This is a genomic window from Planktothrix sp. (genome assembly GCF_046067725.1).
Classification (GTDB): domain Bacteria; phylum Cyanobacteriota; class Cyanobacteriia; order Cyanobacteriales; family Microcoleaceae; genus Planktothrix.
Genome location: NZ_JBJUDF010000079.1, coordinates 1 through 23105, shown reverse-complemented (window position 1 = coordinate 23105; position 23105 = coordinate 1). Strand labels below are relative to the sequence as shown.

Genomic DNA, 23105 nt, shown 5'->3' with positions numbered 1-23105 from the left:
CCCCCCTGCCCCTCTTCTCCCCCTGCCCCTCTTCTCCCCCTGCCCCTCTTCTCCCCCTGCTCCCCCTGCTCCTGGTTCCCTGTTCCCTCAAACTGAAGATGACAGCCTTGCCTCTACCTAGACGCTCCGATCAATTTGCTGACTCAATTACGGGTTCTGCAACACCAGAAACAACACCAGTTTTCGCCCTCAAAGAACTGGTGGCACGTTTGCATCGAGAACAGCAAAACGTAAATGAGTTGTTAAGTTCCTTGGGGTATGCCCTGCGTAGTTTTAACAACCTGAATCAATTTTTAGAGTTAACTCCTTTAGTGGCGAGTCGGGTGACAGATGCCGATGGCGGAGCATTAGTTTTATTTAAAGCGAATGGACAAGTTCGCTTCCAACGACTTCATTGTCAGGAAGGACGCCAATGTCAAGATATCCGACAAGCGATCGAAGCGGTGACTCGACAAATTTCTTTAATTCCAAACAACCGCATGAAGGATGTATCGGACACGGCGTTACAAACTTATACAGCCAATTTAGATTATCAAGTCAGTCGTTATTTAGGTTCAGATGTGCAGTTATTTGGCACACCTATTTTAGTCAATAATATTGAACGGGGACGGTTATATGTATTTAGTCATGATGTTAACTATGTTTGGACACCAACCCGTCAAAAATTAATTCGATTAGTCGCTGATCAAACAGCAGTTGCGATCGCCAATGATGAATTAGCAACTTCTTTGCGAGACAAAGAACGCTTAGATCGAGAGTTGGAAATTGGGGCAGAAATTCAATTACAATTACTGCCTCGAAAATGCCCCACAATTCCCGGTTTAGAAATCGCTGCCCAATGTCAAACTGCTAACCGAGTCGGGGGAGATTATTATGATTTTATTCCCTCTAATTTTGATAAACGAGGAAATCATTCCTCAACTCATCAAGATGAACATTGGAGTATTGTGATTGGCGATGTCATGGGCAAAGGAGTTCCGGCGGGTTTAATTATGACGATGACACGGGGAATGCTCAGAGCAGAAGTATTAAACCGTCATTCTCCGGCTCAGATTTTAGGACATTTGAATCAGGTTATGTATGCTGATCTGGAAAATTCCAGTCGCTTTGTGACGTTATTTTATTCAGAATATGATCCGCTAAATCGAATGTTGTCCTATAGTAATGCCGCTCATAATCCTCCCTTATTGTGGCAAATGGCAACCAACAATATTCGACGGTTGGATACTTTGGGAATGTTAATTGGCTTAGATGCGGACAGTTGTTATTATGAAGCTGAGGTTCAGCTTTATCCGGGGGATACGATTATTTATTATACCGATGGATTCACAGATGCCATGAATCAACGGGGCGATCGCTTTGATGAGGAAAACCTGAGTAAAGCGTTTCATTGGGCGTGCCAAAATTGTAGAAATCCCCAGGCAATTCTGGACTATTTGTTTGAACAAGTTCAACAATTTATCGGTTCAGGAAATCGCAATGGAGATGATATGACCCTCGTGGTGTTGCAAGTTCAACCCGACAACGAAGGCGGTATTAATGATATTAACGATTCTCAATCCTACTGATGGGTCTAATCTGTTCTATCACGGTTTAGACTGGATGACTCAAGCCCCGATTTTAGCTCAACAAGTGGATGTAGACATTGTTGCTGATTTTCTCAAGACCTGGAACCATATTGTTAAAACAGGTCAACTCTGGGCGTTTTTCATTGGAGTAGTGGCTGGATGGGGTTTAAAGAGTTTACTTCCTTAATATCCTCTCCAGGTGAATCCGATTGTCAAAACCCATTGAAAATTGTCATCCTGAATGTAGTGAAGTGGCATTCAGGATCTCTGATGCTTGGGCGAATTCTTAGCCAGCAAAGATATAGCATTACGCATTACAGTTAGGACTTCGGAGTGAATCGAGCAAACCCTTTCAATTCTTACACTCAATCGCAGTTCTCTCGAAAAGTAGTGCTATCTTGGTTTCAAGAGTCACAAATGAATAATATATAAAAGCCCTACCCCGTAAACTTACAGGATAGGGAAAAGCATCAAATCAGAGTTAATATTTAACTTTTATTTAAAAAGCCTTGAACTTGTCTGAGGGCAATCGCACCAATATTATAGACTGCCCAACCTCCCGCAGCCAGAAGGGGTAACAGAACAATCAGAATACGAAAATCGAAATCCATAGATTCTCCTCCTAAAGTTTTTTAAACGTCTCTCAATCTTTATTGTTCTTATCCTATTTTTGTCCCCGCAGAAAAGCAAACTGAAAAATTAGGGGAATGTCTGCTCCCTTAGAGACTGGCTATAGGGTCAACGCCTTGTGTTGAGGCTGATTGAGACCCTAGCCTTATATTTTTCCCCTGGTGATGAGCCGGGGACTGAGATGGTTTTGCTAGATCTAGTGTTTAGAATTCTATCAGATTTCCCGGTTGATGGAATGAGAAGTTTCCTAAAAAATATGAAGTTTTGTTAAATATCTTCAGTCATCCTCCCTAAAACCCACCTAATCTTAAAATTGTGGACAACCTGAACTTTGACTCAACACCATAATAGAGGAGAGGGGCAGGGGGGGCAGGGGGAGCAGGGGGAGTTGGGGAGCAGTGGGAGCAGTGGGAGCAGTGGGAGCAGGGGGAGTTGGGGAGCAGGGGGAGTTGGGGGAGTTGGGGAGCAGGGGGAGAAATGATTAACTTCTGACTTATTGCTGGAGTAACGCTGGCTGTGTCAAACATATTGCCCGTTGTCTATTTCATCAATAGCCAACCCTTAACCCCCTCTGACTGCGGTTATGACTGAATATTTAGGAGTTAAAATTATGCTTCAGGTCAATTATTCGCTTTCTCATTCATTAATTGCTACTAATACAGATGCTACAGTTGATGTAATTTTAAACTTTAATGGAGAAAAAACAACAGGTATTTCTCCTCGACGACCTCTGAATTTAAGTTTAGTGATTGACCGTTCAGGTTCAATGGCGGGTCAACCTTTGCGCTATGCCATTCAAGCTGCACAAAAATTAGTAGAATCCTTAACGGAACAAGATATTATTTCCTTGGTTATTTATGATGATAAAGCTGATTTAATTTTACCTCCACAACTCGTTAAAAATCAAGCTGAAATTTGTCTAAAAATAGGCAAAATTAAAGCCGGAGGTTGTACCAATTTAAGCGCGGGTTGGTTGTTGGGTTGTGAACAAGTTCAATCTAATTTGAATCCTAAATATTTAAACCGGGTTTTATTATTAACCGATGGTCAAGCTAATGTGGGAATTACCGACCCTCAAGTGTTGACAAAGACGGCACATCAAAAATCAGAACAGGGAATTATTACCACAACATTAGGATTTGGAACCTATTTTAATGAAGATTTACTCATTGCGATGGCTGATGCGGCGGGAGGAAATTTTTATTTTATTCAATCTCCCGATGAAGCAACGGATGTATTTCGGATAGAATTGGAAAGTTTAACCTCGGTTGTTGCCCAAAATTTAACGGTGACATTATATCCAGAATCTTCTGTTAAATTGCGAGAAATTTTAAATAACTATCGCACCCAAACTACTGAAAAAGGCTTAGAAATTTTTATCGGAGATGTTTATGAAGTAGAAGCTAAACAGTTAGCGGTTCAATTCGTGATTCCCCCTCAAAATAATATCGGTCAGCTTTCCTTACTCGCTTTAAATTATAAATATCAAACGATTGTTAATGGGGTTATTGAGCAACTTTCAGGAGATTTATCGATTCCCATTAATATTGGTTCAGAAGCACAGGCTCAACAAATTCAACCGAATCAATCGGTTTTTGAACAAACCAGTAAATTGAGGATAGCTCAAGTTAAGGAACAAGCGATCGCTTTAGCCGATGAAGGTAATTATCAGAAAGCGGCTGAAACCTTACGTTCTATCATTCAAGAAATTCAACAAAAACTCTTAACTGAAATCTTTGAAATTGCTGAAGAAATTGAACAATTAGAATATTATGCTCAACGGATTGAAAACCGAACTTTTGATTCAGTTAGCCGCAAGGAAATGCGAGATCAATCCTATCAAAGCCGAACTCGCAACCGAGAAGACTTAAATTTACGAGGAATTACGAGCGGAAATGCCGATAGTTTAGAAGCGGTTTCTAGTTTTGAACAAGGAGTGTTAGTCGAATGTATAAAACAGGGAGGAAAATTGCGAGTGCGAGTGATTTCCGAAGGTTATAATTCTGAATTGAATGTGCAGTTTCCTCGTCAAATTCGAGAAGAAGGAGTCACTTATATTGTCGAAGAAATTAAACTCTCAGCCAATGGAGATTTTTATCGCGCCTGTGGAACCATTAAACGATTAGTCAAACCTGGAGAAGAACGAAAAGCAAGTAGCCCCAAAACCCCAAAAACCACGAATTTACAAGCGGCTAAAGCACCTAAAACCTTTGCGGATTTAGAAACCACTGATACCGTCGGAGATGGAGTCATTATTCAATGTATCAAAGAAGGAAGTAAACTACGGGCACGGGTGGTTTCCGATGGCTATAATCCCAATTATAATATCCGGTTTCCCCGTGATATTCGTGCCGAAGGAGTTCTTTATGTAGTTGATGAAGTCCGAGAGTCTGCCGATGGTAAATCCTATGTTGCTTATGGTAAAATTCGCCGTCTGATTCAGTAAAAGTAACGGGGGGACATAACCCACTGTTAAGCGTTGAGTGTTGACTATAGAAAAAATAGTGATACTCTCTGAATGGGTATTGCTTAAACTGTCGTCCAGTTCTGAATCCATTGAGTCGCCTGAAAAAAATTCGGGTAGAATGGGGGCAGACTTGATAAAATTTATCAAACCTAGACCCGTGTGAGGAGCAAATAGAGTGTCGAAAATACTACTGAAAGCATGGCTACTCAGTCCTGCCGTCTTAGGAGCTAGTTTAATGGCTCCCACAACAGCATTCGCCGAGTTACCCGTGACTGAGGCTCAACCCACTGCAATTGCAGCAGCAACCGAAGCATCTGCGTTGACAGAAACCGCCCTGGAGCCCACCCAAACCGAGTTAAAAATTAGTGAGCAAGTCTCTGTAACTCCCCTGAATACATTGACCCTCACCCCACCCCAGGAGTTAGCTCAGGTTCCCGTGAATCCTCATGCTGGAGTTGGGCCAAGTAGAGGCATCGAAACTCCTGCTAACACAGAAATTCCCTTGGCGGATCTCGATGCAGCACCTCAAGCCGATACGGTTAACAATGCTGAGGTGATGCAACAACTGAATGAATATGGACGTGAGGGACGAGGCAGCAAACGCCAAGCTCAAGTTACCTCTGTATCCCAACTCTCCGACGTTGAACCCACCGCCTGGGCGTTCCAAGCTCTACAATCTTTGGTGGAACGTTACGGCTGTATTGCAGGTTATCCTGATGGCACTTTCAAAGGGAATCGCGCCTTAACTCGTTTTGAATTTGCGGCTGGGGTAAATGCTTGTTTAGAACGGATCAATGAACTGATTGATGCTTCGACAAAAGATTTAGTCACCCGTGAAGATTTGGCTAAACTGCAACGTCTGATGGAAGAGTTTGCAGGTGAGTTAGCCACCTTACGTGGACAAGTGACCGCCTTAGAAGCGCGTACTGGAGAACTAGAAGCTAATCAATTCTCGACCACCACAAAACTACGCGGAGAAGCCGTATTTTGGTTTGGTGACGGTGAAGGAAATCGGGCTTCAGAAAACGTTGTGGGTCAGTTTGCTGATGATAGCGATGATCCCACCCAAGCTTATTTAGGCTATCGCGCTCGTTTAAACTTTGATACCAGTTTCACCGGGCAAGATTTACTGAGAACTCGTTTACAAGGTCAATCCATACCTACGTTGAATGATTTTGATCTCTTCAACACTTTAATGGCTCGGACTGCGATTGATGGTAGATCCAGTAATATTGTTCTCGATAACCTGACCTATCGTTTCCCCTTCTCCCAAGGAAAAGGTTTAGTTTGGATTGGAGCCAGAGGGTTAGCTTTGGATGATATTCAAGATGTTCTGACACCTTTTGGGGATGATGCTAGTGGCGCAATTTCCCGGTTTGGACGGTTCAACCCGACAACCTTCCAAGGCCCTTCAGGTACGGGGGTTGGTGTTGAGTATGCGTTTAGTCATGCTTTTAAAGCTAATGTAGGCTATATGGCAGACGATACTTTTGCCTCTGATGCCAGCCAAGGTCGCGGTCTATTCAATGGCAATTATACTGCCATGGCTCAATTAGTCTTTGCACCGAAAAGCAACCTGGCCTTTTCATTAGATTATAACCACCGTTACTTTAGTAACGATAATGTCTATGTTTCTGGCGGGACAGGCAGTTGGATTGCCAATAAACCCTTCGGTGAAAACGCCACAGGCACAGATAACTTAGGTTTCCAAATGAACTGGAGAATTGCCCGCAGTTTCTCTCTCGGCGGCTGGTTTGGTGCAACTTGGGCTGATCAGAAGAATGGGGGTAACAACAATGCCACCATTATCAACTGGGCTGCGGTGTTAGGATTCCCTGACTTACTCCGCGAAGGAGATACCGCCGGTTTAATTGTGGGGATGCCTCCTAAAGTTACCAGCCATGATCTTAGCGGTTTAGAAGACGAAGACACCTCCATTCATGTTGAAGGCTTCTATCGTTTCCCCTTCAGCGAATACGTGGCGATTACACCGGGTTTCTATGTGGTTACCAATCCTGATCACAATAGCAACAATGACACGATTTTTGTGGGAACTCTGCGGACAACCTTCCGCTTCTAATTCCTCTTTAGTTTAATATTCCTTAAAAACCCCAGCTTCTCAACGAAACTGGGGTTTTTTATCGTTGTAGGGTGTAGCTATCTCCTTGCACTATTCCGGTTTTTGAATCACCATTTCCATAACTCTTCGTTTAGCAATCGGGTCAATTCCCAGTAAGCGAATATAATCTTGAGAATGTTCTTTTAAACAGGTTTCAATTCCTTGAATAATATCTTCTTCTGATTCAGAACCTTTTAACCCGCAACTATTCCAAGATCCGGTTTTAAATCGACGTTTATCGGCGTATTCTAATCCAATTCGATAACCACTGGATAAAATCTGATCAATTTTTTCTAACACGTCTATTCCTAATTTTGTACTAATGAATTTTCCGCCACTGACTAATGTACTGCCACTAGAATCTCCTTGCATGACGGTTGCCCCTGTACGATTAATAGGATGGGGAGGCATAATTGGATTATAGGGACTATGGGGAATGGGATTTAACGATTGTTGACGATTTTCTTGAGGAATGGGGGAAGCTCCAAATTGAGTATTAAATGTGCGAAATTGATTATATTCTTCGACTAATCGCATTTCTTGAATCCGTTTTTGTTCCGCTACCATGAGTTGACCCATTTCGATTAAATGGGGTAATTTAAAGTTAGGTTTCTGGAAATCAGGAGCTTTTTCAATACTATTGACAATCCGTTTAGAAATACGTTCAACCCCTAATTGATGAATAAAATCTCGAATTTGTTCATCATAAATCCGCGATCGCACGGCACTAAAAAAGTCAAGGGATTGTTCAGGAAAGGTATCAACTAATTGAGTAATATCTTGTTGGGATAATTCATCGGTTTGGAAAATCCCCCGTAACACGCCAATGCGTTCTTCTCTTGTGGGTTCCCAATAAAATTTTTCCATGCGTCCATCTCGAATTAAAGGCGCATATAACGTAGAAAAATCATTTCCGGTAACAATAATTGGAATCCGATTTAACGGAGTTTCATCATAACTTCCGGGTAATTGAACATTGGTCGGATTATCCGCAATATTCATTAATGTAGCGTTGACTAATTGCGTATTAACCGTATATTGAGTTCCCGCATCAAACCGTCCAGCACCCGCATCTAAATCATTAATAAATAAGGCACACATTTGTCCCCGAACTTTCACTTGTTCCGATGCTTCTCGATATCTTAATCGAATTAATCTCGCTGGATCTCCCGCATCAGGGCTTTCTAATTCTCCACCCGATATAGTCACAGGTTCAAAGCCCATTTTCTCAAAAACTAATTCACATTGAAAGGTTTTTCCTTCTCCCTTCCGTCCATGAATTCCTAAAATTAAAGGAACCCGCACACCGGGCAATTGTAAGAAATTTTTGGTAATATGAACAGCCAGTTTATCCAGAAAGCGGGGTGAAATATAATAAGACATATTAACAATGACACAACAGTTTAAGTTCGGTTCCGAATTTCAATTTTACGCTAAAAAGAACCGGAAGTTAACTGTTGCTATCCCAATCACAAGAAAAACATGGGAAGGTTGGAAGCCTCGTCTAGGAGCGAGCGAGGAGGAAAATTTGATCATGGGTTTAGCGGGTCAGTTGATTAGACTTTTTTTCAGAGGTTTGTTGTCGATCTAACCAATCTAATAAGCGTTTTGAAACTTTTAATTGATTATTTAGAATTTCCTCCATCCCGACAATTACACCTAAAAGTATGACTAACGAAATAATATCCATGAGTTAACCTTCACGCTTATTAACTAGACCGTACAGTCTTGGCTTACCCTTAAGATAGACTACACCGTCTAGTTTTGTCAAGAACTGAAGTATAATGTAATTTACATATATTACATAACCAGTGATGAGTAAATTTAACATTTGACTTAAACTTTAATTTCTATTGACTTGACCGACGTTGAATTTTTTGGCAAGGTTAAATACCGTAGACCGACAAGGAGAGATCACAATTGCCGACTTTAGGAGTCAATATTGATCATATTGCGACCATTCGCCAAGCCCGTCGCACCGTTGAACCTGATCCGGTTGCGGCGGCTGTCATTGCTGAATTAGCGGGGGCTGATGGTATTACGGTGCATTTACGGGAAGATCGACGTCATATTCAAGATCGAGATGTGCGACTGTTGCGACAAACGGTAAGAACCCATCTGAATTTAGAAATGGCGGCGACTGATGAAATGGTGGCGATCGCATTAGATATCAAGCCCGACTATATTACCTTAGTTCCTGAACGCCGGGAAGAAATTACCACTGAAGGCGGGTTAGATATTGCGGGACAAATTTCTCGGATGACGGATGTGGTTAACACTCTACAGGGTGCTGGAATTCCGGTGAGTTTGTTTATTGATGCTAACCCCCGACAAATTGAAGCCTCGGCGCAGGTTAAGGCGAAATTTATTGAACTGCATACCGGATGCTATGCGGAGGCGAAAGGGGAAGACCAAGCCCGAGAATTAGAGATTTTAGCGACAGGTTGCAAGTTAGCCTTAGAAGCGGGACTACGGGTGAATGCGGGTCACGGGTTAACGTATTGGAATGTTTACCCGGTTGCGGCAATAGAAGGGATGGAAGAACTCAATATTGGTCATACAATAATAAGTCGGGCAGTTCTCGTTGGTCTGGATCAGGCTGTTCGAGAAATGAAACAAGCGATTAACGGGAAAGTTTAACGTTAAATCGTCCCATTGCAGAATTTACAATGATTAACCATGCAGACTTATTACTACGTTTTAGCCAGCCGCAAGTTTTTAATTGAGGAAGAACCCTTAGAAGAAGTGTTACGGGAACGCACCCGCAACTATCGGGAAAATGAAAAGGAAATTGATTTTTGGTTAGTGGAGCAACCTGCCTTTTTGGAAGCACCAGAAATGGCAGCAGCTAAAGCAAAATGTCCTCAACCTGCGGTCGCCATTGTTTCTACAGATAAACAGGTGGTGACGTGGTTAAAATTACGTTTAGAGTATGTTCTCACGGGAGAATTTCAAGCACCGACCGCGAGTATTCCTGATGCTTTAGCGTCTCTAGCAACAGCGTCTTAAAATCAAGGGTTTAATAGTTGTACCCTGAGTCAGTACAATAAAAGCTGTTGCTTTATACTTTAAAATCTTTTTTATTGGAGAACAGCAGTTCAACTAAGTCAGAAAGATGACTTTCTGACTACTCTGATAAACCGGATGTGAACGTTTCCCTGCATCCGGCCCCTCAATTTTTGTAGAACAGTCATCTTGCCTGTTAATCAGTACATCAGTGATTTCCTGTTGAATCCAATGATCAGTCAAGCAGTGTTGAGCTTTAAAAATTAAAATAAGGTTCCCTAATAACACAGGTTTAGCTAACAACTTTTAGCGGTGACACAGAAATAGTAGTTGCTACAAAATATGAGTAAGAAGCAAAGATTAGAATTAACCTGGATTGGTAAAGAAATTCGCCCCAATTTGGAGTCGCGAATTTTGCTGGAAGATCCAGATAAATCCTATCATGCGACTCATCGAATGAGTGAAAATGATATTTTTGATAATCGCTTAATTTTTGGGGATAATTTGTTGGCTCTTAAGGCGTTAGAGTCAGAGTTTGCCGGAAAAATTAAATGTGTTTTTATTGATCCGCCCTACAATACAGGATCAGCTTTTGAACATTATGATGATGGCGTAGAACATTCGATTTGGTTGTCTTTAATGCGCGATCGCTTAGAAATTATTCGTCGTTTATTATCAGCAGATGGATCGCTGTGGATTACGATTGATGATCATGAAGCGCATTATTTGAAAGTGATGTGTGATGAAATTTTGGGGCGAGTAAATTTTGTATCGACAGTGATATGGCAAAAAAAATATGCGCCAAAATCTGATTCAAAATTCTTTTCTCAATCACACGATTTTATTTTAGTAATAGCGAAAGACATTTCTCGTTTTCAGTTAAGGCGTTTGGCAAAAACCGAAAAACAGACTGGTAGATATACGAACCGAGACAACGACCCTAGAGGAGCATGGAAGGCTAGTGATGTGTTACGAAGTGAAGTGCGTGATTATGCAATTTTTCCTGTCAGACTTCCTTCTGGTAGAGAAGTTTTACCGCCTTCGGGAACAAGTTGGCGTTACACAAAAAAGAAATTTGATGAGCTAATAGCTGATAACCGTATTTGGTTTGGTGAGAATGGAGATGCACGTCCAGCATACAAAAGATTTCTATCAGAGGTGACAGATACTATTCCGAGTACAACAATTTGGACTTACGATGAAGTCGGTCATAATGATGAAGCTAAAAAAGAGATGCGAACTCTATTTGTTAATGATCTCTTTGCCACGCCAAAGCCAGAAAGGTTATTAAAACGTATTATAGAACTTTCTACTAACCCCGATGATATTGTTCTTGATTCATTTGCCGGTTCAGGAACAACAGGCGCAGTCGCCCATAAAATGGGAAGACATTGGATTATGATTGAACTGGGCGAACATTGCCATACTCATATGATTCCCCGACTTAAAAAAGTCATTAATGGCGAAGATGAAGGCGGAATTACTAAAGCAGTAAACTGGAAAGGAGGCGGTGGATTTCGATACTATCACCTTGCACCTTCACTACTCGAAAAAGATCAATGGGGAAACTGGATTATTAATAAAACCTATAATGCTGAAATGTTAGCCGAAGCCCTTTGCAAAATTGAAGGTTTCACCTACGCCCCCTCAGATACATTCTATTGGCAACAGGGCTATTCTACAGAGCGGGATTTTATTTATGTTACAACTCAAAACCTTAGCCATGAACAACTTTCTCAACTCTCCGACGAAGTAGGACAAGAACGCAGCCTATTAGTTCTTTGTACAGCTTTTCGGGGTAACGTCGATCAATTTCCTAACCTTACCGTTAAGAAAATTCCTAAACAAATTCTTTCCCGTTGTGAATGGGGACATGATGACTACAGCCTCAATGTTGAAAATCTTCCCAAAGCCCTCTCAAAACATCAACAACTCTCACTATTTGACCTAGAAAACTTATGATGAATTCAGTTGTTAATAAGATTGCTAATCGTCTGAGTCTGCGTCATCCCCAGCGCCGCTCCTTAGAAATTCTTGATCGTATTTGTGAATTGTTATAACCATATCGACATTCACCATCTGATAAAAGTAATATTGCTAAATATCTATTTACAGGGTTTTCTAACTGTCTGTTTTGTCGCTGAAACAGAAGAAGTTATCTATATAATTGAAGCAAAAGCTAAAAATGAAATCAATGATGCTCAAGTGCTGGCGAAGAAAGAAGTCGCTGTTCAATGGTGTCAATATGCTTCAGACTATATGCTCAATCATGGGGGTAAACCTTGGAAATATATCTTAATTCCCCATGATGCAATCCAAGAAAACAAAACCCTTAAAGGATTAAGCGATCGCTATACAATGACTACAAAATGCTAAAAGCCAATTGGGTTAGGTGTTGGATATAGTCGCAAACGATAGCTGGGTTTGATTCTTTTTGATCAACTCGTTCTTTTATACATTAAACTAGAATAATTACAATAAAAGCCTAAGTAGAATTTACGGGCTTTAAACCTAATTAATGTTTTGGTAAACCTCCTGTTTATGCGTCAAAATGGTGTTCAAGGGTTGTCCACAATACTCATCTCTAGTCTGCTCACGATTACCAGTTGGAGTCTAGCAGCCCGAACCAGTTTAGCTCAGGAAATTTGTGCTGCACCAAAACCCGGAGAATATTTGTTATTGATTGTCAGTAACACTTCCGAGGAACAGAAATTGGTGCAGCGCACATTACCGAATGATATCAAGAGTGAAGTGTGTCGCTATTTAAGTAATTTAGTGACACGGGTGGGGGGGTTTAATGATCAATTGGTTGCTGAAGATTGGGCGGCGTATTTGCAAGATAAAGTCAAATTACCGGCCTATGTTGTTAGACAAGAAGCGACTCCGGTATCGCGTCCGAGTCCTAATTCAACCCCGGTTGTTCGAGAAACTCCTCCCGCTTCTAAGCCGGAATCAAGATATAATCCTCAACCTTTGGGGTCAGGCTATGCGGTTTTAGTCGATTATTTTAATCAACCCGAATTAGTTGTACAATTACGCACGGTGATGGGGGAAGATGTAGGATTAGTTTCCTATGGTCAACGGCCTTATTTATTAGTTGAATATACAATGGATTCTGAAAAAGCAACAGCCACTTTAAAACAATTAAGTAGTCGTGGCTTTTGGTCAATGTTAGTTGATAGTAATCGGGTTATGGTTATTAGTCCAGCCATTAAACCTTAAGCGGATCAACTTCTCAACCGCCCTTTTCTACAGTGCTGCTTGGATGAAATGCAATGGCCAACTTAACTCCGCAACGGAAGCAATAATAATGCCTAATGCTAAACCCACAATCACTTGAAAGGGGGTATGACCTAATAATTCAATTAATCGTTCTTCGCTTAACTGTTTATGTTCTTCAAAAACTTCATCAATAATTTGATTTAAAATTCGAGCTTGTTTTCCAGCCGCTTGTCGAACTCCAGCCGCATCGTACATGACAATAACGGCGAAAACAACAGCAATGGCAAAATCAGGACTTCCCCAGCCCATCGTTTTGCCCACTCCTGTTGCTAAAGCCCCGACAAAAGCGGAGTGGGAACTGGGCATTCCTCCCGTTGTCACTAACACCCGCAGATTAATTTTGCCATGTTGAACTAGCTCAAAGGCTAATTTAGACAATTGAGCTAGAATACAGGCTAACAGAGCCACCCATAACACTTGGTTATCGAGGATTTGAGCAAAATCTTGCATAAACTAGAAAAATATCGTTTTAATGAGTGCGATTAGTGATAAAATCGGCGATCGCTAATAAAGGAATTGCCCGGTCTCCATAATGAGATAATTCCGCTTTGGCTTCTGCAATTAACTGTTGGGCTTGACGTCGAGATTCTTCAATCCCCCATAAACTCGGATAAGTGACTTTTTGGGCGGTTAAATCCTTTCCGGCGGTTTTTCCTAACTCCTCCTGAGTGGCAGTAATATCGAGAATATCATCCACAATCTGAAACGCCAAACCAATATTACGGGCATACCGAGATAAGCGTTCAATATCGGTTTCACTCGCCCCCGCTAAAATAGCCCCACAGACCACACAAGCTTCTAATAACGCCCCAGTTTTATGGGTATGAATAAAGGTTAGAGTTTCTTCGGGAACATCCGTTAAACCTTCGGAGTCTAAATCGACCACTTGTCCGCCGACTAAACCTTCAGCACCGACGGCGCGACCTAAACGGGCAATGACCTGTAAAACCCGATTAGCAGGCACATCAGGAGTTTGGGTGGCGACAAATTCAAAGGAATAACTCAGTAAACCATCCCCAGCTAAAATGGCAATATCCTCTCCATAAACCTTATGATTCGTCAGTTTCCCTCGACGATAATCATCATTATCCATCGCCGGAAGATCATCATGAATCAGGGACATGGTATGAATCATTTCTAAGGCACAAGCGGTGGGCATGGCCATTTCTATTGTACCTCCGGCTAACTCGCAAGTTGCCAAGCACAAAATCGGCCGTAAGCGCTTTCCTCCCGCCAACAGGGAATAGCGCATGGCTTCATAGACTTTTTCAGGATATTTTACCGGAAGAGATGCGTCTAAAGCTTGTTCAACCAAGGTTTGCCGTTGGGTCAGATAAGCCGATAAATCAAACTCAGAGTTCTCCAACGGCGCGTTAATTTCGCTTGCCAATACCATGATGCAACTTCTGTATAGAGGTGAGGTTAACAAAAACTCCTGGGGAGTGAAATTTGCCCACATTGCAGGAGCAAAGTCTTAACTTCACTATTTTACGAGTCTTGTGACACAGAAGCGATCATGAATTTTGAAGCGGTTGTCTAGGGTCGGGTTAATCTTAACCCCCAACTCTTTCTAAGTAACTCCAGAAGGTATTTTGTAATAACATCGCAACCGTCATGGGGCCAATACCGCCGGGAACTGGAGTAATATATTGAGCGATGGGTTGAACACTGTTAAAATCTACATCTCCAACCAAACGAGATTTACCATTAGCATCGGTTATTTTATTAATCCCAACATCGATAACAATAGCGCCAGGTTTCACAAAATCTGCTGTTACCATTTGGGGACGTCCGACCGCCGCAACCACAATATCTGCATCACGAGTAACTTTTGCTAAATCTTTCGTTTTTGAATGGGCAATGGTTACAGTACAATCAGCTTCTAATAACATCAACGCCATCGGTTTTCCGACTAAAATACTACGACCTAAAACAACCGCGTGTTTCCCTTTTAACTCTAGGTTATATTCTTCAAATAGTCGCATTACACCCGCCGGAGTACAACTTCTTAACCCTTTTTCACTCCGAGCTAATCGTCCTAAATTTTCCGGGTGCAAACCATCGGCATCTTTTTGAGGATCGATTTCATATAATAACCCAACGGAATCTAAATGGGAAGGTAAAGGTAACTGTACTAAAATGCCATCAACCTGTTGATTTTGATTCAAGGTATGAATCGTTTGGGTGAGTTCTTCTTGGGATGTTTCTGTGGGGAAATGTTGACCAAAGGAAGCGATACCAACTTTAGCACAAGCTTGTTCTTTATTGCGAACATAAACTGCACTGGCGGGGTTATCTCCCACCATAATTACAGCTAAACCGGGGGGACGTCCGACTTTTGCTTGCCAAGTTTGGACTTGTTCTTGCAGTTGGGCTTGAATTTTTTTCGCTGTAGCTTTACCGTCTAAGAGATTATCCATAATGCGTTTTCTCGTGATTTACTGTATTGCCATCGTCTCTATTTTTAGCGATTGAGCTAGGATTCTGGATTATTTTACCTGTAAATTTAATCTTTTTTCCAAGAAAGGTTATAGGCTGGAGAAAGAAATTTTATGACCCATTCCAGACTCCATGACCTTTTCATTTCCTCTGAGATTCACCCCAACCTTCCCCTTGAGTATTGTATTACTATTTGTAACCGGATTAGTCGGTTGTGGGAGTATTACCGATTCTGAACCTTGGATGAATTTAAACACGGTTAAAATTGAGCAACTTCAACAACGTCAAAAAATCGGTGCTAAAGTTTATCTTAGAGGAAAAGTTGAAGGTTTGACACCCTTATTAGGGGCTGGTGCTTATCAACTTCAAGATGATACGGGTTCCATTTGGGTCTTTACCACTCAACCGTTACCTTCCGTGAATCAAGATTTGTTAATTCAGGGTAAAGTTGAATATAAAAGTATTTTACTAAAAGATATGAAAGGAAAAGATATTGGAGAAGTTTATCTCAAAGAAATTGAACGAGAATCCGTAGGGAAAGAATCTCCCCACCCCTAGTTAGCCATGAGTAAACTATTAAGTCCCCAAACATCATTATTTACACATTTTCTGATCCCCTATTCATAATTCGTAATTCCCTAGTATCATGATTCAAGTCGCTTTAGCCATTCTTTATCGAGATGGAAAGTTTTTGTTTCAATTACGAGATAATATCCCTGGAATTATTCATCCGGGGGTTTGGGGATTATTTGGAGGACATTTAGAACCAGAAGAAACCCCTGAATTTTGCTTAAAACGAGAATTAATTGAAGAAATAGGTTATCCCGTTTCTGAGTTAATTCCGTTTAAAAACTATCGAGATTCTCAGGTAACTCGTTTTGTTTTTTCGGCTCCTTTAACGGTTGATTTAAGTCAATTAGTTTTAAATGAAGGATGGGATATGGGATTATTAACAGCCGAGGAAATTCACGCGGGAGAAGCTTATTCTCAGAAAGCAGGAATGGTGAGAGCCATAGGAGTTCCTTTGCAAAAAATTATGTTAGAGTTTATCGCTCAAAAGTCAATTTAACCCACAATTGGAACACTCCCATCATCAGGTAAAATAGAACGGGGATTCACAGGTTCACCATTGGGTTTACGAACTTCAAAGTGTAGGTGAATTGAATAACCTCCGCCATCAATTTCTAATCCTTCATAGCCAAATCCTGAACCTCCCCGAATTCCTATCAATTGACCTTTTGTAATTTTTTGACCGACTTTAACTCGAATCGATTGTAAATGAAAATAAACGTGCTCCCAACCATTAGAACGTTTAATATAAATTGCGCGACCTTCTGCACCACTACGATCATTTTTAATATAATCCACAATCCCATCACTGGCGGCATAACATTCATCGGGAGTATATCCACCAATATCAACTCCTGCATGAAGTCTTCCTCTTGCATAACCAAATTCTGCCCTAGAACCCATACTGGTTCCCGTCATTGGCCATATCCACTCTGAATTAGAAGCAGCAAAGGAAGCCGAAGAAACAGAAGGAGAAGCGGTTAATTGTTCATCGGTTTCTAATAGTTGAACTTGATTGGACAGTACAAACCAAGTGGTAATATTTTTGGGTTTAGGAGATAGAAAATTAATCTGTAAATGGTTTTCTTCTGCTTCAGAATAACTGTCTATCTTAAATATTGTATCACAATGAACACAGATTTTTTCATTTTCAGAAATTGCTTCAGCGGCAACGGGATGGAGCTTAAAAACGGTATTTTCTAAAATTTTTAATTTCATCGGTTGCAATCCTTGATAATTTAGGTTTAAAATTGGGTAATAGGTAATGGGTAATTACGAATTGCGAATTACGAATGGGCAATAGATAATAGGTAATAGATTAAGAACCTTTATTTGAGTACCCTTTGGATCTTTCTCTCGATTTTACAAACGGTGTTAAAGCTGGAATTAAATATTGAGTTAATGTATAAGCATCAACTCCTAATTCTGTGCGTTCTTTTGCGGCTAAGATTCCCGCTTGAGAATGCCACCAAACTGCACTATTAACAATTGATTCTACAGGTTTTTCTGCTAAAAGGATAGGGGGTAACAACCCTCCGATTAATCCTGTTAAAACATCTCCACTTCCTCCTCGACCTAAAGCCGGGGTACTATCAGGATTAATCCAAACTTGATTCGGGGTTGCAATACAGGTTCTTGCCCCTTTTAAGACAATAATGGCTTGGGTTAATTCCGCCGCTTGTTTAGCTAAATTAATTTTATTCTTTTCTAATTCTATTAATTCAGGAAATAGACGTTTAAATTCTCCTAAATGGGGAGTAATAATAGTCGGATATTGACGAGAAGATAGGGTAAAAAAAGGATTGAGTTTAGAGAGAATATTTAAAGCATCAGCATCTAAAATAATCGGACAATTAGCGGTTAAAATTGTTTGAACAATCGGTTGGGCTTCTAAGGTTAATCCAGGGCCACAGGCGATGGTTTGATAACGTCTTAAATCGATGCTTTCTGGAAGTTTAAGAATGGCTCCCTTTTCAGTTTCAGGACAACCAATAATTAAGGCTTCTGGTAATACTGAACTGAGCAAGGATTTAATCGAATTAGGAACTGCAATTGATAACATTCCCACACCGCTTGCTCTGGCTCCTAATCCTGCTAAAATAGCGGCTCCTGTATATTGTTGGGAACCTGCTATGATTAATAAATGACCGTTTTTATATTTATGAGAATTGGCAGGACGGGGTAAGGGTAAAGTCTGAATAGATATTGAAGAAGTGATGCGGTTTAGGATGGGAGATTCCCCTAATATGGCTGTAATATCTGTTAAGGGAATATCAAAATCAATCAATTCAGAAGTTCCAATATAATCTAATCCCTCATCTTGTAAAAAGGCTTGTTTCCATAAACCCAAACATAAAGTTAAATCTGCGCGAATAGCAGTTCCTAATATTGCTCCGGTATCAGTATGAATTCCCGATGGTAAATCAATACTAATAACCCATTTATTCCAGGTATTAATAGTATCAATAGCTTCGGCTATTTCTCCCGTAATGGGTCGTTCTAAACCAAATCCAAATAACCCATCAATTATAACATCACAGGGTTGTAATTCTTCAATTTTAGAACAAATCGGAATTCCTAAACTAACAGCATAACTAATATGAGCCTCGGTTAATTCTTTTTGTTTAGAAAAAGGACTATAAATAATAATAGAATAACCGAGAAAATGCAGTTCTCTTGCGACGACTAACCCATCACCTCCATTATGTCCTGGCCCAACTAATATTCCAATTTTATTGGAGGAGGTTATTGAGTTTTCCCAGAAAAAATTCTGTAACCGTTGGGTAATTTTAAGGGCTACTTTTTCCATTAACGCAGCGACAGGCATTCCCGCAGAAAAAATCCGATTTTCAATGGTTCGCATTTGTTCTGCGGTAACAACAATTTGTTTGATTTTTTCGGATCTCATTTCAGAATTCATAAAATCGTCAACAATGTAATCTTGCCCTATTATAATATCGTAGGGGCGGGGTCTTCCCGCCCAAAATTATCGACCAAAATAGATAGTAGCACGAGGTAATCCTGCATTCTTCAGGTAACTTTCCCATTGTTGTGCTAATTGTTGATTAGCAAACGGCCCAACAGCAACAAAAGGATTAGAAGCGGCTTGTTGCATTTGAATACTTTCGGAAGGAACCCCCAAGGCGATAATATTTTCAGCTAGAGAAGTCAGTTGATTTTGTTGACTGGGAATTAAGATAAAATAACCGTTGGTATTGCCTAATCCTAAATTAAAATTAGGCTGGCTTGGAGGATTGGGATTAGGATTGCTAGGAATACTGGCTAAAAAGGCTTGTAATTGTGCTATACTGTTAATAACTGTCGAAGAAATTCCAGCTAAGGCTAAATTTTGTCTGAGTTTATTGGCATTCGATAAATTCACAAAACTTCCCGCTTGAATTACAGATTGTCCTTGATAAGTTAACTGTTCTGCATTTGGAGAGATGCGACGGACTGCACTTAAATTTGTTGTTATTGGACTGACAAAAACTTGATATAATCCTAAATCCGTTGTGATAGGAACTAAACCGGGTTGTAGACCCGTATTAATAACTTTTATCGTCGTTTGGTCAGGGGGAATAATAATGGGGTTAACCGTGACCGGGTTATTAAAATCTTCTCCGGGTTTCAAATTAATCAGATTGCCTTGAACTCCTTGCTGTTTTAAAGCTTCAATCAGTTGTTGAGCTTCACTTTGATTAAAATAAATTCCCAGATCAATAATACTCCGATTATTATAACGTTGCATCATTGCTCCGGGTTGAACTTGTTGCACCACTTCTAATAATAACGGACTATCTCCATTAACATAAACCCCATACCGTTGTTGAGCTAAAACCGGAGTCGTCATCCATCCATATCCCCCCAATAGCATCAAGGTAGAAAATAAAGGGATTTTCCCGATCAATTTTGTAAACCGATTTAATTTTTTCTGTATTACAATAGAATAGACTGACATTTTAACGTCCTCCCCTTTTGAGTGGGTTCGATTGATGTTGATTCTTGAGCAAGTCCAGAGTCATCAGAACTCGCAGATCAGTCAACATTAAAATTAAAGTTAAGTGAGTTTATTGAAATTGGCAAGTTATTTTGATGGGATCATGAGTAAAGTTGTTGTCGGTCTTTCCGGTGGTGTCGATAGTTCTGCCGCCGCCGCCTTGTTACATCACCAAGGATATGAGGTGGTAGGGTTAACCCTTTGGTTAATGAAGGGAAAAGGACAATGTTGTTCTGAAGGAATGGTGGATGCGGCATCGATTTGTGAACAATTAGGAATTCCCCATCATATCGTTGATAGTCGAGAGCTATTTCAAACTTATATTGTAGACTATCTAGTTGATGGATATCAAGCGGGAATTACTCCCTTACCTTGTTCTCAATGTAATCGGGCTGTTAAATTTGGGCCGATGTTAAATTATGCCCGTGAACAGTTAGGAATTGATCACATTGCAACAGGTCACTATGCTAGAATTGATTATGATAAAATTAGCGATCGCTATCAATTAAAACGAGCCGTAGACAAAAATAAAGATCAATCTTATTTTCTCTATGATTTAACCCAAGATTTACTCGCTGGAACTGTATTTCCGTTAGGAGAAGTCTTAAAAACGGAAACCCGAAAAATTGCTAATCAATATAACCTAAAAACCGCCGATAAACCCGAAAGCCAAGATTTATGTTTAGTAGAAGCCAATGGTTCCATGCAGGCTTTCTTAGATCAATATATTAGGGGTCAAAAAGGCGATATTGTGGATACAACGGGGAAAGTTCTAGGACAACATGATGGCATTCATCATTACACCATTGGACAACGAAAAGGCTTAGGAATTTCTGCACCCCATCCTTTATATGTTGTTAAAATTGATGCGGGTCGAAATCAAGTCGTTGTAGGGGATAAAGAAAGTGCAGTGCAAACAGAATGTACCATTAAACAAGTCAATTGGGTTTCCATTTCTCCCCCTGACAGTCCCATTCGTGCCCAAGTGCAAATTCGCTATCGGTCGCAACCTCAACCCGTTACGGTTGTGCCCCTGAACCCTGCAGAAGAAAAAGAAGAGGATCAAAATTTAGGTTCTTGCGTTAAACTAATTTTTGATGAACCGATCTTTGGGATTACTCCAGGTCAAGCTGCGGTTTGGTATGACGGAGATTTAGTCTTAGGGGGAGGAATTATTCAACAGCAAAAATAAGTTTTCTTAAAAGGGTTAAATTGAATTTAACCCTTCTAAGAAAGTAAGGAAAGAAAATTAAAATTCTCCTTTCCGTAAAAGTACGGAGTAAATTTGATAGAATGTATTCCCAATAACAGTAAATTTACAAAAATCTTACTGAATCTAGGTTATACCAATATTCAATATCAAAAAATAATTCCGAAAAATTACGGATTACAATTAGACGCCTATTCATGCTAAAAAATGCAGTAGCACCGATTGTAATTCCCTAACCCTAAAGGAAAACCGAGGAACTGTGACCCAAACTTTAATCCCATCCCCCACTATTCGTAATGTCCATCGCACGGTTCTCGATAACGGAATTGTGTTGCTTGTCACCGAAAATCCGGCGGCTGATATTATTGCAACTCGTTTGTTTATCCGCACCGGAAGCCGATGGGAACCCCAAGAAAAAGCAGGACTCTCCCATCTGTTAGCGGCGGTGTTAACCAAAGGAACAGACCAGCTTTCCTCCCTAGAAATTGCTGAACAAGTCGAATCCGTAGGCGCTAAATTAAATGCAGATACCTCAACGGATTATTTTTTAATCAGTCTCAAAACCGTTGCTTCAGATTTTGAACCGATTTTAAATTTAACCGCCCAATTGTTACAATCTCCTTCCTTTCCCGAAGCCGAAATTGAACTCGAACGCCGCATCACCCTTCAAGGAATTCGTTCTCAACGAGAACAACCGTTTTCGGTCGCCTTTGAACAACTGCGACAGCAGATGTATCAACATCACCCCTACGCTTTATCCACCCTGGGAACCGAAGCCAGCGTTTCCCAACTGACACGCGCTGACCTGCAAAACTTCCATCAAACCTATTTCCGTCCCGATAATTTAATTATCTCCATTGCTGGACGCATTACCCCAGAAACCGCCCTAGAACAAATTGAACAAATATTTGGACATTGGACAGTTTCAGCCCCCCCCTTACCCAGCTTATCCTTACCCAGCTTAACTCCCCATCCCCAAAATGCCATTACCGCCCAAGAAACGCAACAATCTGTTGTCATGTTGGGCTATTTAACCAGTCCTGTTAACCATCCAGACTATCCCGTCTTAAAAGTCTTAAATACCTATCTCGGAAATGGCTTATCCAGTCGGTTATTTGTAGAATTGCGGGAAAAACGCGGGTTAGCTTATGACGTTTCGGCTTTTTTCCCCACTCGTCTCGACCAGTCTCAATTTGTCGTATACATGGGAACCGCACCCGAAAATACCGAAATTGCCATTGATGGGTTACGCACCGAAGTTGAACGTCTCGTGAGCGTTCCCCTCACCGCCGATGACCTGCAAGTCGCTAAAAATAAACTCTTAGGTCAATATGCGTTAGGAAAGCAAACCAACTCCCAACTCGCACAAATTTATGGCTGGTACGAATCTTTAGGGTTAGGGATGGAATTTGATACAGAATTTCAGACCCAAATTTCGGCGGTCACGTCCGAGGACGCTCTAAAAGTGGCGAATCACTATTTTATTCAACCTTATCTTTCGGTCGTTGGCCCCCAAGCCTTTGTTAGCTCCCTGTCCTAATCTTTCCGGGTTCCCACCGACTCCCCCCACTGCTACAATGACCGAGAATCTACAGTTAAAGTGGGACGAGGATGGTTATGCAGCAGCATGATTCTGGGTCTGGGTTCACAGTTCAACGTTATTTATCTTTAACCTCGATGGTTGTCATGGGGTTAGGTTTGACCCCATCGGTCATCGCCTAAACCCCTCGTTTATCTCCGGTGAAAATTGCCGTTGAGGTGAGCCGTCCCGTGTTGCAAGTCGGAAGCCGAGGAAAGGACGTTTCCGAACTGCAAGC

General features: G+C 40.9%; 22 protein-coding genes. 13 read left to right on the top strand and 9 right to left on the bottom strand.

Features of this window, described 5'->3' with window-relative positions:
- The first annotated feature begins 98 nt into the window (after positions 1-98).
- Positions 99-1568 (top strand): PP2C family protein-serine/threonine phosphatase, encoded by a 1470-nt coding sequence (locus ACKPEB_RS04520; protein WP_408963630.1) that lies wholly within the window; start codon positions 99-101, stop codon positions 1566-1568.
- Positions 1540-1755 (top strand): hypothetical protein, encoded by a 216-nt coding sequence (locus ACKPEB_RS04515; protein ID WP_408963629.1) that lies wholly within the window; start codon positions 1540-1542, stop codon positions 1753-1755. Before ACKPEB_RS04520 ends, ACKPEB_RS04515 begins: the two co-directional genes overlap by 29 nt.
- A 301-nt stretch (positions 1756-2056) precedes the next feature.
- Here the strand turns inward: ACKPEB_RS04515 and ACKPEB_RS04510 are convergent, their stop codons facing one another.
- Positions 2057-2179 carry a photosystem II protein Y gene (locus ACKPEB_RS04510; RefSeq protein WP_408963628.1) on the bottom strand — a complete coding sequence of 41 codons (123 nt, stop codon included), beginning with the start codon at positions 2177-2179 and terminating at the stop codon, positions 2057-2059.
- 629 nt (positions 2180-2808) lie between these two features.
- Between ACKPEB_RS04510 and ACKPEB_RS04505 the strand changes: the two genes are divergently transcribed.
- Together ACKPEB_RS04505 and ACKPEB_RS04500 are read left to right on the top strand one after the other, a co-directional pair.
- Positions 2809-4644, top strand: a complete 1836-nt coding sequence (locus ACKPEB_RS04505) for a vWA domain-containing protein (protein WP_408963627.1) — start codon at positions 2809-2811, stop codon at positions 4642-4644.
- Positions 4645-4840: 196 nt separating this feature from the next.
- Complete coding sequence (locus tag ACKPEB_RS04500; RefSeq protein ID WP_408963626.1) at positions 4841-6745, top strand: iron uptake porin; 1905 nt, start codon at positions 4841-4843, stop codon at positions 6743-6745.
- A 90-nt stretch (positions 6746-6835) separates the two neighbouring features.
- Here the strand turns inward: ACKPEB_RS04500 and ACKPEB_RS04495 are convergent, their stop codons facing one another.
- Both ACKPEB_RS04495 and ACKPEB_RS04490 read right to left on the bottom strand, forming a co-directional pair.
- Positions 6836-8167, bottom strand: a complete 1332-nt coding sequence (locus ACKPEB_RS04495; RefSeq protein ID WP_408963625.1) for a ribulose bisphosphate carboxylase small subunit — start codon at positions 8165-8167, stop codon at positions 6836-6838.
- A gap of 157 nt (positions 8168-8324) precedes the next feature.
- A complete protein-coding gene (locus tag ACKPEB_RS04490) occupies positions 8325-8474 on the bottom strand; it encodes a hypothetical protein (RefSeq protein WP_408963624.1) in 150 nt (49 codons plus the stop codon).
- Positions 8475-8704: 230 nt separating this feature from the next.
- On the opposite strand from ACKPEB_RS04490, the gene ACKPEB_RS04485 reads away from it, so the two are divergent.
- From ACKPEB_RS04485 to ACKPEB_RS04465, 5 genes are all read left to right on the top strand, one after another.
- Positions 8705-9424, top strand: a complete 720-nt coding sequence (locus ACKPEB_RS04485; RefSeq protein ID WP_408963623.1) for a pyridoxine 5'-phosphate synthase — start codon at positions 8705-8707, stop codon at positions 9422-9424.
- Positions 9425-9463: 39 nt separating this feature from the next.
- Entirely contained in the window at positions 9464-9793 is a 330-nt protein-coding gene (locus ACKPEB_RS04480) for an MgPME-cyclase complex family protein (protein ID WP_408963622.1), read from the top strand.
- A 339-nt stretch (positions 9794-10132) separates the two neighbouring features.
- On the top strand, positions 10133-11752 hold the full coding sequence (locus ACKPEB_RS04475) for a site-specific DNA-methyltransferase (protein WP_408963621.1): 1620 nt from the start codon (positions 10133-10135) through the stop codon (positions 11750-11752).
- Between the two features lie 132 nt (positions 11753-11884).
- Positions 11885-12166 (top strand): hypothetical protein, encoded by a 282-nt coding sequence (locus tag ACKPEB_RS04470; RefSeq protein ID WP_408963620.1) that lies wholly within the window; start codon positions 11885-11887, stop codon positions 12164-12166.
- A gap of 147 nt (positions 12167-12313) precedes the next feature.
- The gene (locus ACKPEB_RS04465; protein WP_408963619.1) at positions 12314-13012 is read left to right on the top strand and encodes a hypothetical protein; all 699 of its coding nucleotides are present in this window, start codon (positions 12314-12316) and stop codon (positions 13010-13012) included.
- Positions 13013-13039: 27 nt separating this feature from the next.
- Here ACKPEB_RS04465 and ACKPEB_RS04460 read toward each other — a convergent pair whose 3' ends face one another.
- The 3 genes from ACKPEB_RS04460 to folD all read right to left on the bottom strand — a co-directional run bounded on the left by ACKPEB_RS04460 (position 13040) and on the right by folD (position 15492).
- A complete protein-coding gene (locus tag ACKPEB_RS04460) occupies positions 13040-13522 on the bottom strand; it encodes a divergent PAP2 family protein (RefSeq protein WP_408963618.1) in 483 nt (160 codons plus the stop codon).
- Positions 13523-13541: 19 nt separating this feature from the next.
- A complete protein-coding gene (gene crtE, locus ACKPEB_RS04455; RefSeq protein ID WP_408963617.1) occupies positions 13542-14468 on the bottom strand; it encodes a geranylgeranyl diphosphate synthase CrtE in 927 nt (308 codons plus the stop codon).
- Positions 14469-14625: 157 nt separating this feature from the next.
- Complete coding sequence (gene folD / locus ACKPEB_RS04450) at positions 14626-15492, bottom strand: bifunctional methylenetetrahydrofolate dehydrogenase/methenyltetrahydrofolate cyclohydrolase FolD (RefSeq protein WP_408963616.1); 867 nt, start codon at positions 15490-15492, stop codon at positions 14626-14628.
- A gap of 151 nt (positions 15493-15643) precedes the next feature.
- Here folD and ACKPEB_RS04445 point away from each other — a divergent pair, with 151 nt between their 5' ends.
- Both ACKPEB_RS04445 and ACKPEB_RS04440 read left to right on the top strand, forming a co-directional pair.
- Positions 15644-16069, top strand: a complete 426-nt coding sequence (locus tag ACKPEB_RS04445; protein WP_408967514.1) for a hypothetical protein — start codon at positions 15644-15646, stop codon at positions 16067-16069.
- An 88-nt stretch (positions 16070-16157) separates the two neighbouring features.
- Positions 16158-16580 (top strand): NUDIX hydrolase, encoded by a 423-nt coding sequence (locus ACKPEB_RS04440; RefSeq protein ID WP_408963614.1) that lies wholly within the window; start codon positions 16158-16160, stop codon positions 16578-16580.
- Here ACKPEB_RS04440 and ACKPEB_RS04435 read toward each other — a convergent pair.
- The 3 genes from ACKPEB_RS04435 to ACKPEB_RS04425 form a co-directional block, all read right to left on the bottom strand.
- The gene (locus ACKPEB_RS04435; RefSeq protein WP_408963613.1) at positions 16577-17299 is read right to left on the bottom strand and encodes a M23 family metallopeptidase; all 723 of its coding nucleotides are present in this window, start codon (positions 17297-17299) and stop codon (positions 16577-16579) included. The genes ACKPEB_RS04440 and ACKPEB_RS04435 overlap by 4 nt on opposite strands.
- 100 nt (positions 17300-17399) lie before the next feature.
- Positions 17400-18989 carry an NAD(P)H-hydrate dehydratase gene (locus tag ACKPEB_RS04430; RefSeq protein WP_408963612.1) on the bottom strand — a complete coding sequence of 530 codons (1590 nt, stop codon included), beginning with the start codon at positions 18987-18989 and terminating at the stop codon, positions 17400-17402.
- A 78-nt stretch (positions 18990-19067) separates the two neighbouring features.
- Complete coding sequence (locus tag ACKPEB_RS04425) at positions 19068-20039, bottom strand: SPOR domain-containing protein (RefSeq protein ID WP_408963610.1); 972 nt, start codon at positions 20037-20039, stop codon at positions 19068-19070.
- A gap of 142 nt (positions 20040-20181) precedes the next feature.
- Here ACKPEB_RS04425 and mnmA point away from each other — a divergent pair, with 142 nt between their 5' ends.
- Complete coding sequence (gene mnmA, locus ACKPEB_RS04420; protein WP_408963609.1) at positions 20182-21270, top strand: tRNA 2-thiouridine(34) synthase MnmA; 1089 nt, start codon at positions 20182-20184, stop codon at positions 21268-21270.
- 277 nt (positions 21271-21547) lie between these two features.
- Positions 21548-22828 carry a M16 family metallopeptidase gene (locus ACKPEB_RS04415; protein WP_408963608.1) on the top strand — a complete coding sequence of 427 codons (1281 nt, stop codon included), beginning with the start codon at positions 21548-21550 and terminating at the stop codon, positions 22826-22828.
- The last annotated feature ends 277 nt before the right edge of the window (positions 22829-23105 follow it).

What these genes read in the sequence shown, in the direction of transcription:
- ACKPEB_RS04480 (WP_408963622.1), top strand. Translation starts at nt 9,464, where the DNA reads ATGCAGACTTATTACTACGTTTTAGCCAGCCGCAAGTTTTTAATTGAG.
- ACKPEB_RS04445 (WP_408967514.1), top strand. Translation starts at nt 15,644, where the DNA reads ATGACCTTTTCATTTCCTCTGAGATTCACCCCAACCTTCCCCTTGAGT.
- folD (WP_408963616.1), bottom strand. Translation starts at nt 15,492, where the DNA reads ATGGATAATCTCTTAGACGGTAAAGCTACAGCGAAAAAAATTCAAGCC.
- crtE (WP_408963617.1), bottom strand. Translation starts at nt 14,468, where the DNA reads ATGGTATTGGCAAGCGAAATTAACGCGCCGTTGGAGAACTCTGAGTTT.
- ACKPEB_RS04435 (WP_408963613.1), bottom strand. Translation starts at nt 17,299, where the DNA reads ATGAAATTAAAAATTTTAGAAAATACCGTTTTTAAGCTCCATCCCGTT.
- ACKPEB_RS04515 (WP_408963629.1), top strand. Translation starts at nt 1,540, where the DNA reads ATGATATTAACGATTCTCAATCCTACTGATGGGTCTAATCTGTTCTAT.
- ACKPEB_RS04520 (WP_408963630.1), top strand. Translation starts at nt 99, where the DNA reads ATGACAGCCTTGCCTCTACCTAGACGCTCCGATCAATTTGCTGACTCA.
- ACKPEB_RS04425 (WP_408963610.1), bottom strand. Translation starts at nt 20,039, where the DNA reads ATGTCAGTCTATTCTATTGTAATACAGAAAAAATTAAATCGGTTTACA.
- ACKPEB_RS04475 (WP_408963621.1), top strand. Translation starts at nt 10,133, where the DNA reads ATGAGTAAGAAGCAAAGATTAGAATTAACCTGGATTGGTAAAGAAATT.
- ACKPEB_RS04490 (WP_408963624.1), bottom strand. Translation starts at nt 8,474, where the DNA reads ATGGATATTATTTCGTTAGTCATACTTTTAGGTGTAATTGTCGGGATG.
- ACKPEB_RS04505 (WP_408963627.1), top strand. Translation starts at nt 2,809, where the DNA reads ATGCTTCAGGTCAATTATTCGCTTTCTCATTCATTAATTGCTACTAAT.
- ACKPEB_RS04460 (WP_408963618.1), bottom strand. Translation starts at nt 13,522, where the DNA reads ATGCAAGATTTTGCTCAAATCCTCGATAACCAAGTGTTATGGGTGGCT.
- ACKPEB_RS04430 (WP_408963612.1), bottom strand. Translation starts at nt 18,989, where the DNA reads ATGAGATCCGAAAAAATCAAACAAATTGTTGTTACCGCAGAACAAATG.
- mnmA (WP_408963609.1), top strand. Translation starts at nt 20,182, where the DNA reads ATGAGTAAAGTTGTTGTCGGTCTTTCCGGTGGTGTCGATAGTTCTGCC.
- ACKPEB_RS04495 (WP_408963625.1), bottom strand. Translation starts at nt 8,167, where the DNA reads ATGTCTTATTATATTTCACCCCGCTTTCTGGATAAACTGGCTGTTCAT.
- ACKPEB_RS04510 (WP_408963628.1), bottom strand. Translation starts at nt 2,179, where the DNA reads ATGGATTTCGATTTTCGTATTCTGATTGTTCTGTTACCCCTTCTGGCT.
- ACKPEB_RS04440 (WP_408963614.1), top strand. Translation starts at nt 16,158, where the DNA reads ATGATTCAAGTCGCTTTAGCCATTCTTTATCGAGATGGAAAGTTTTTG.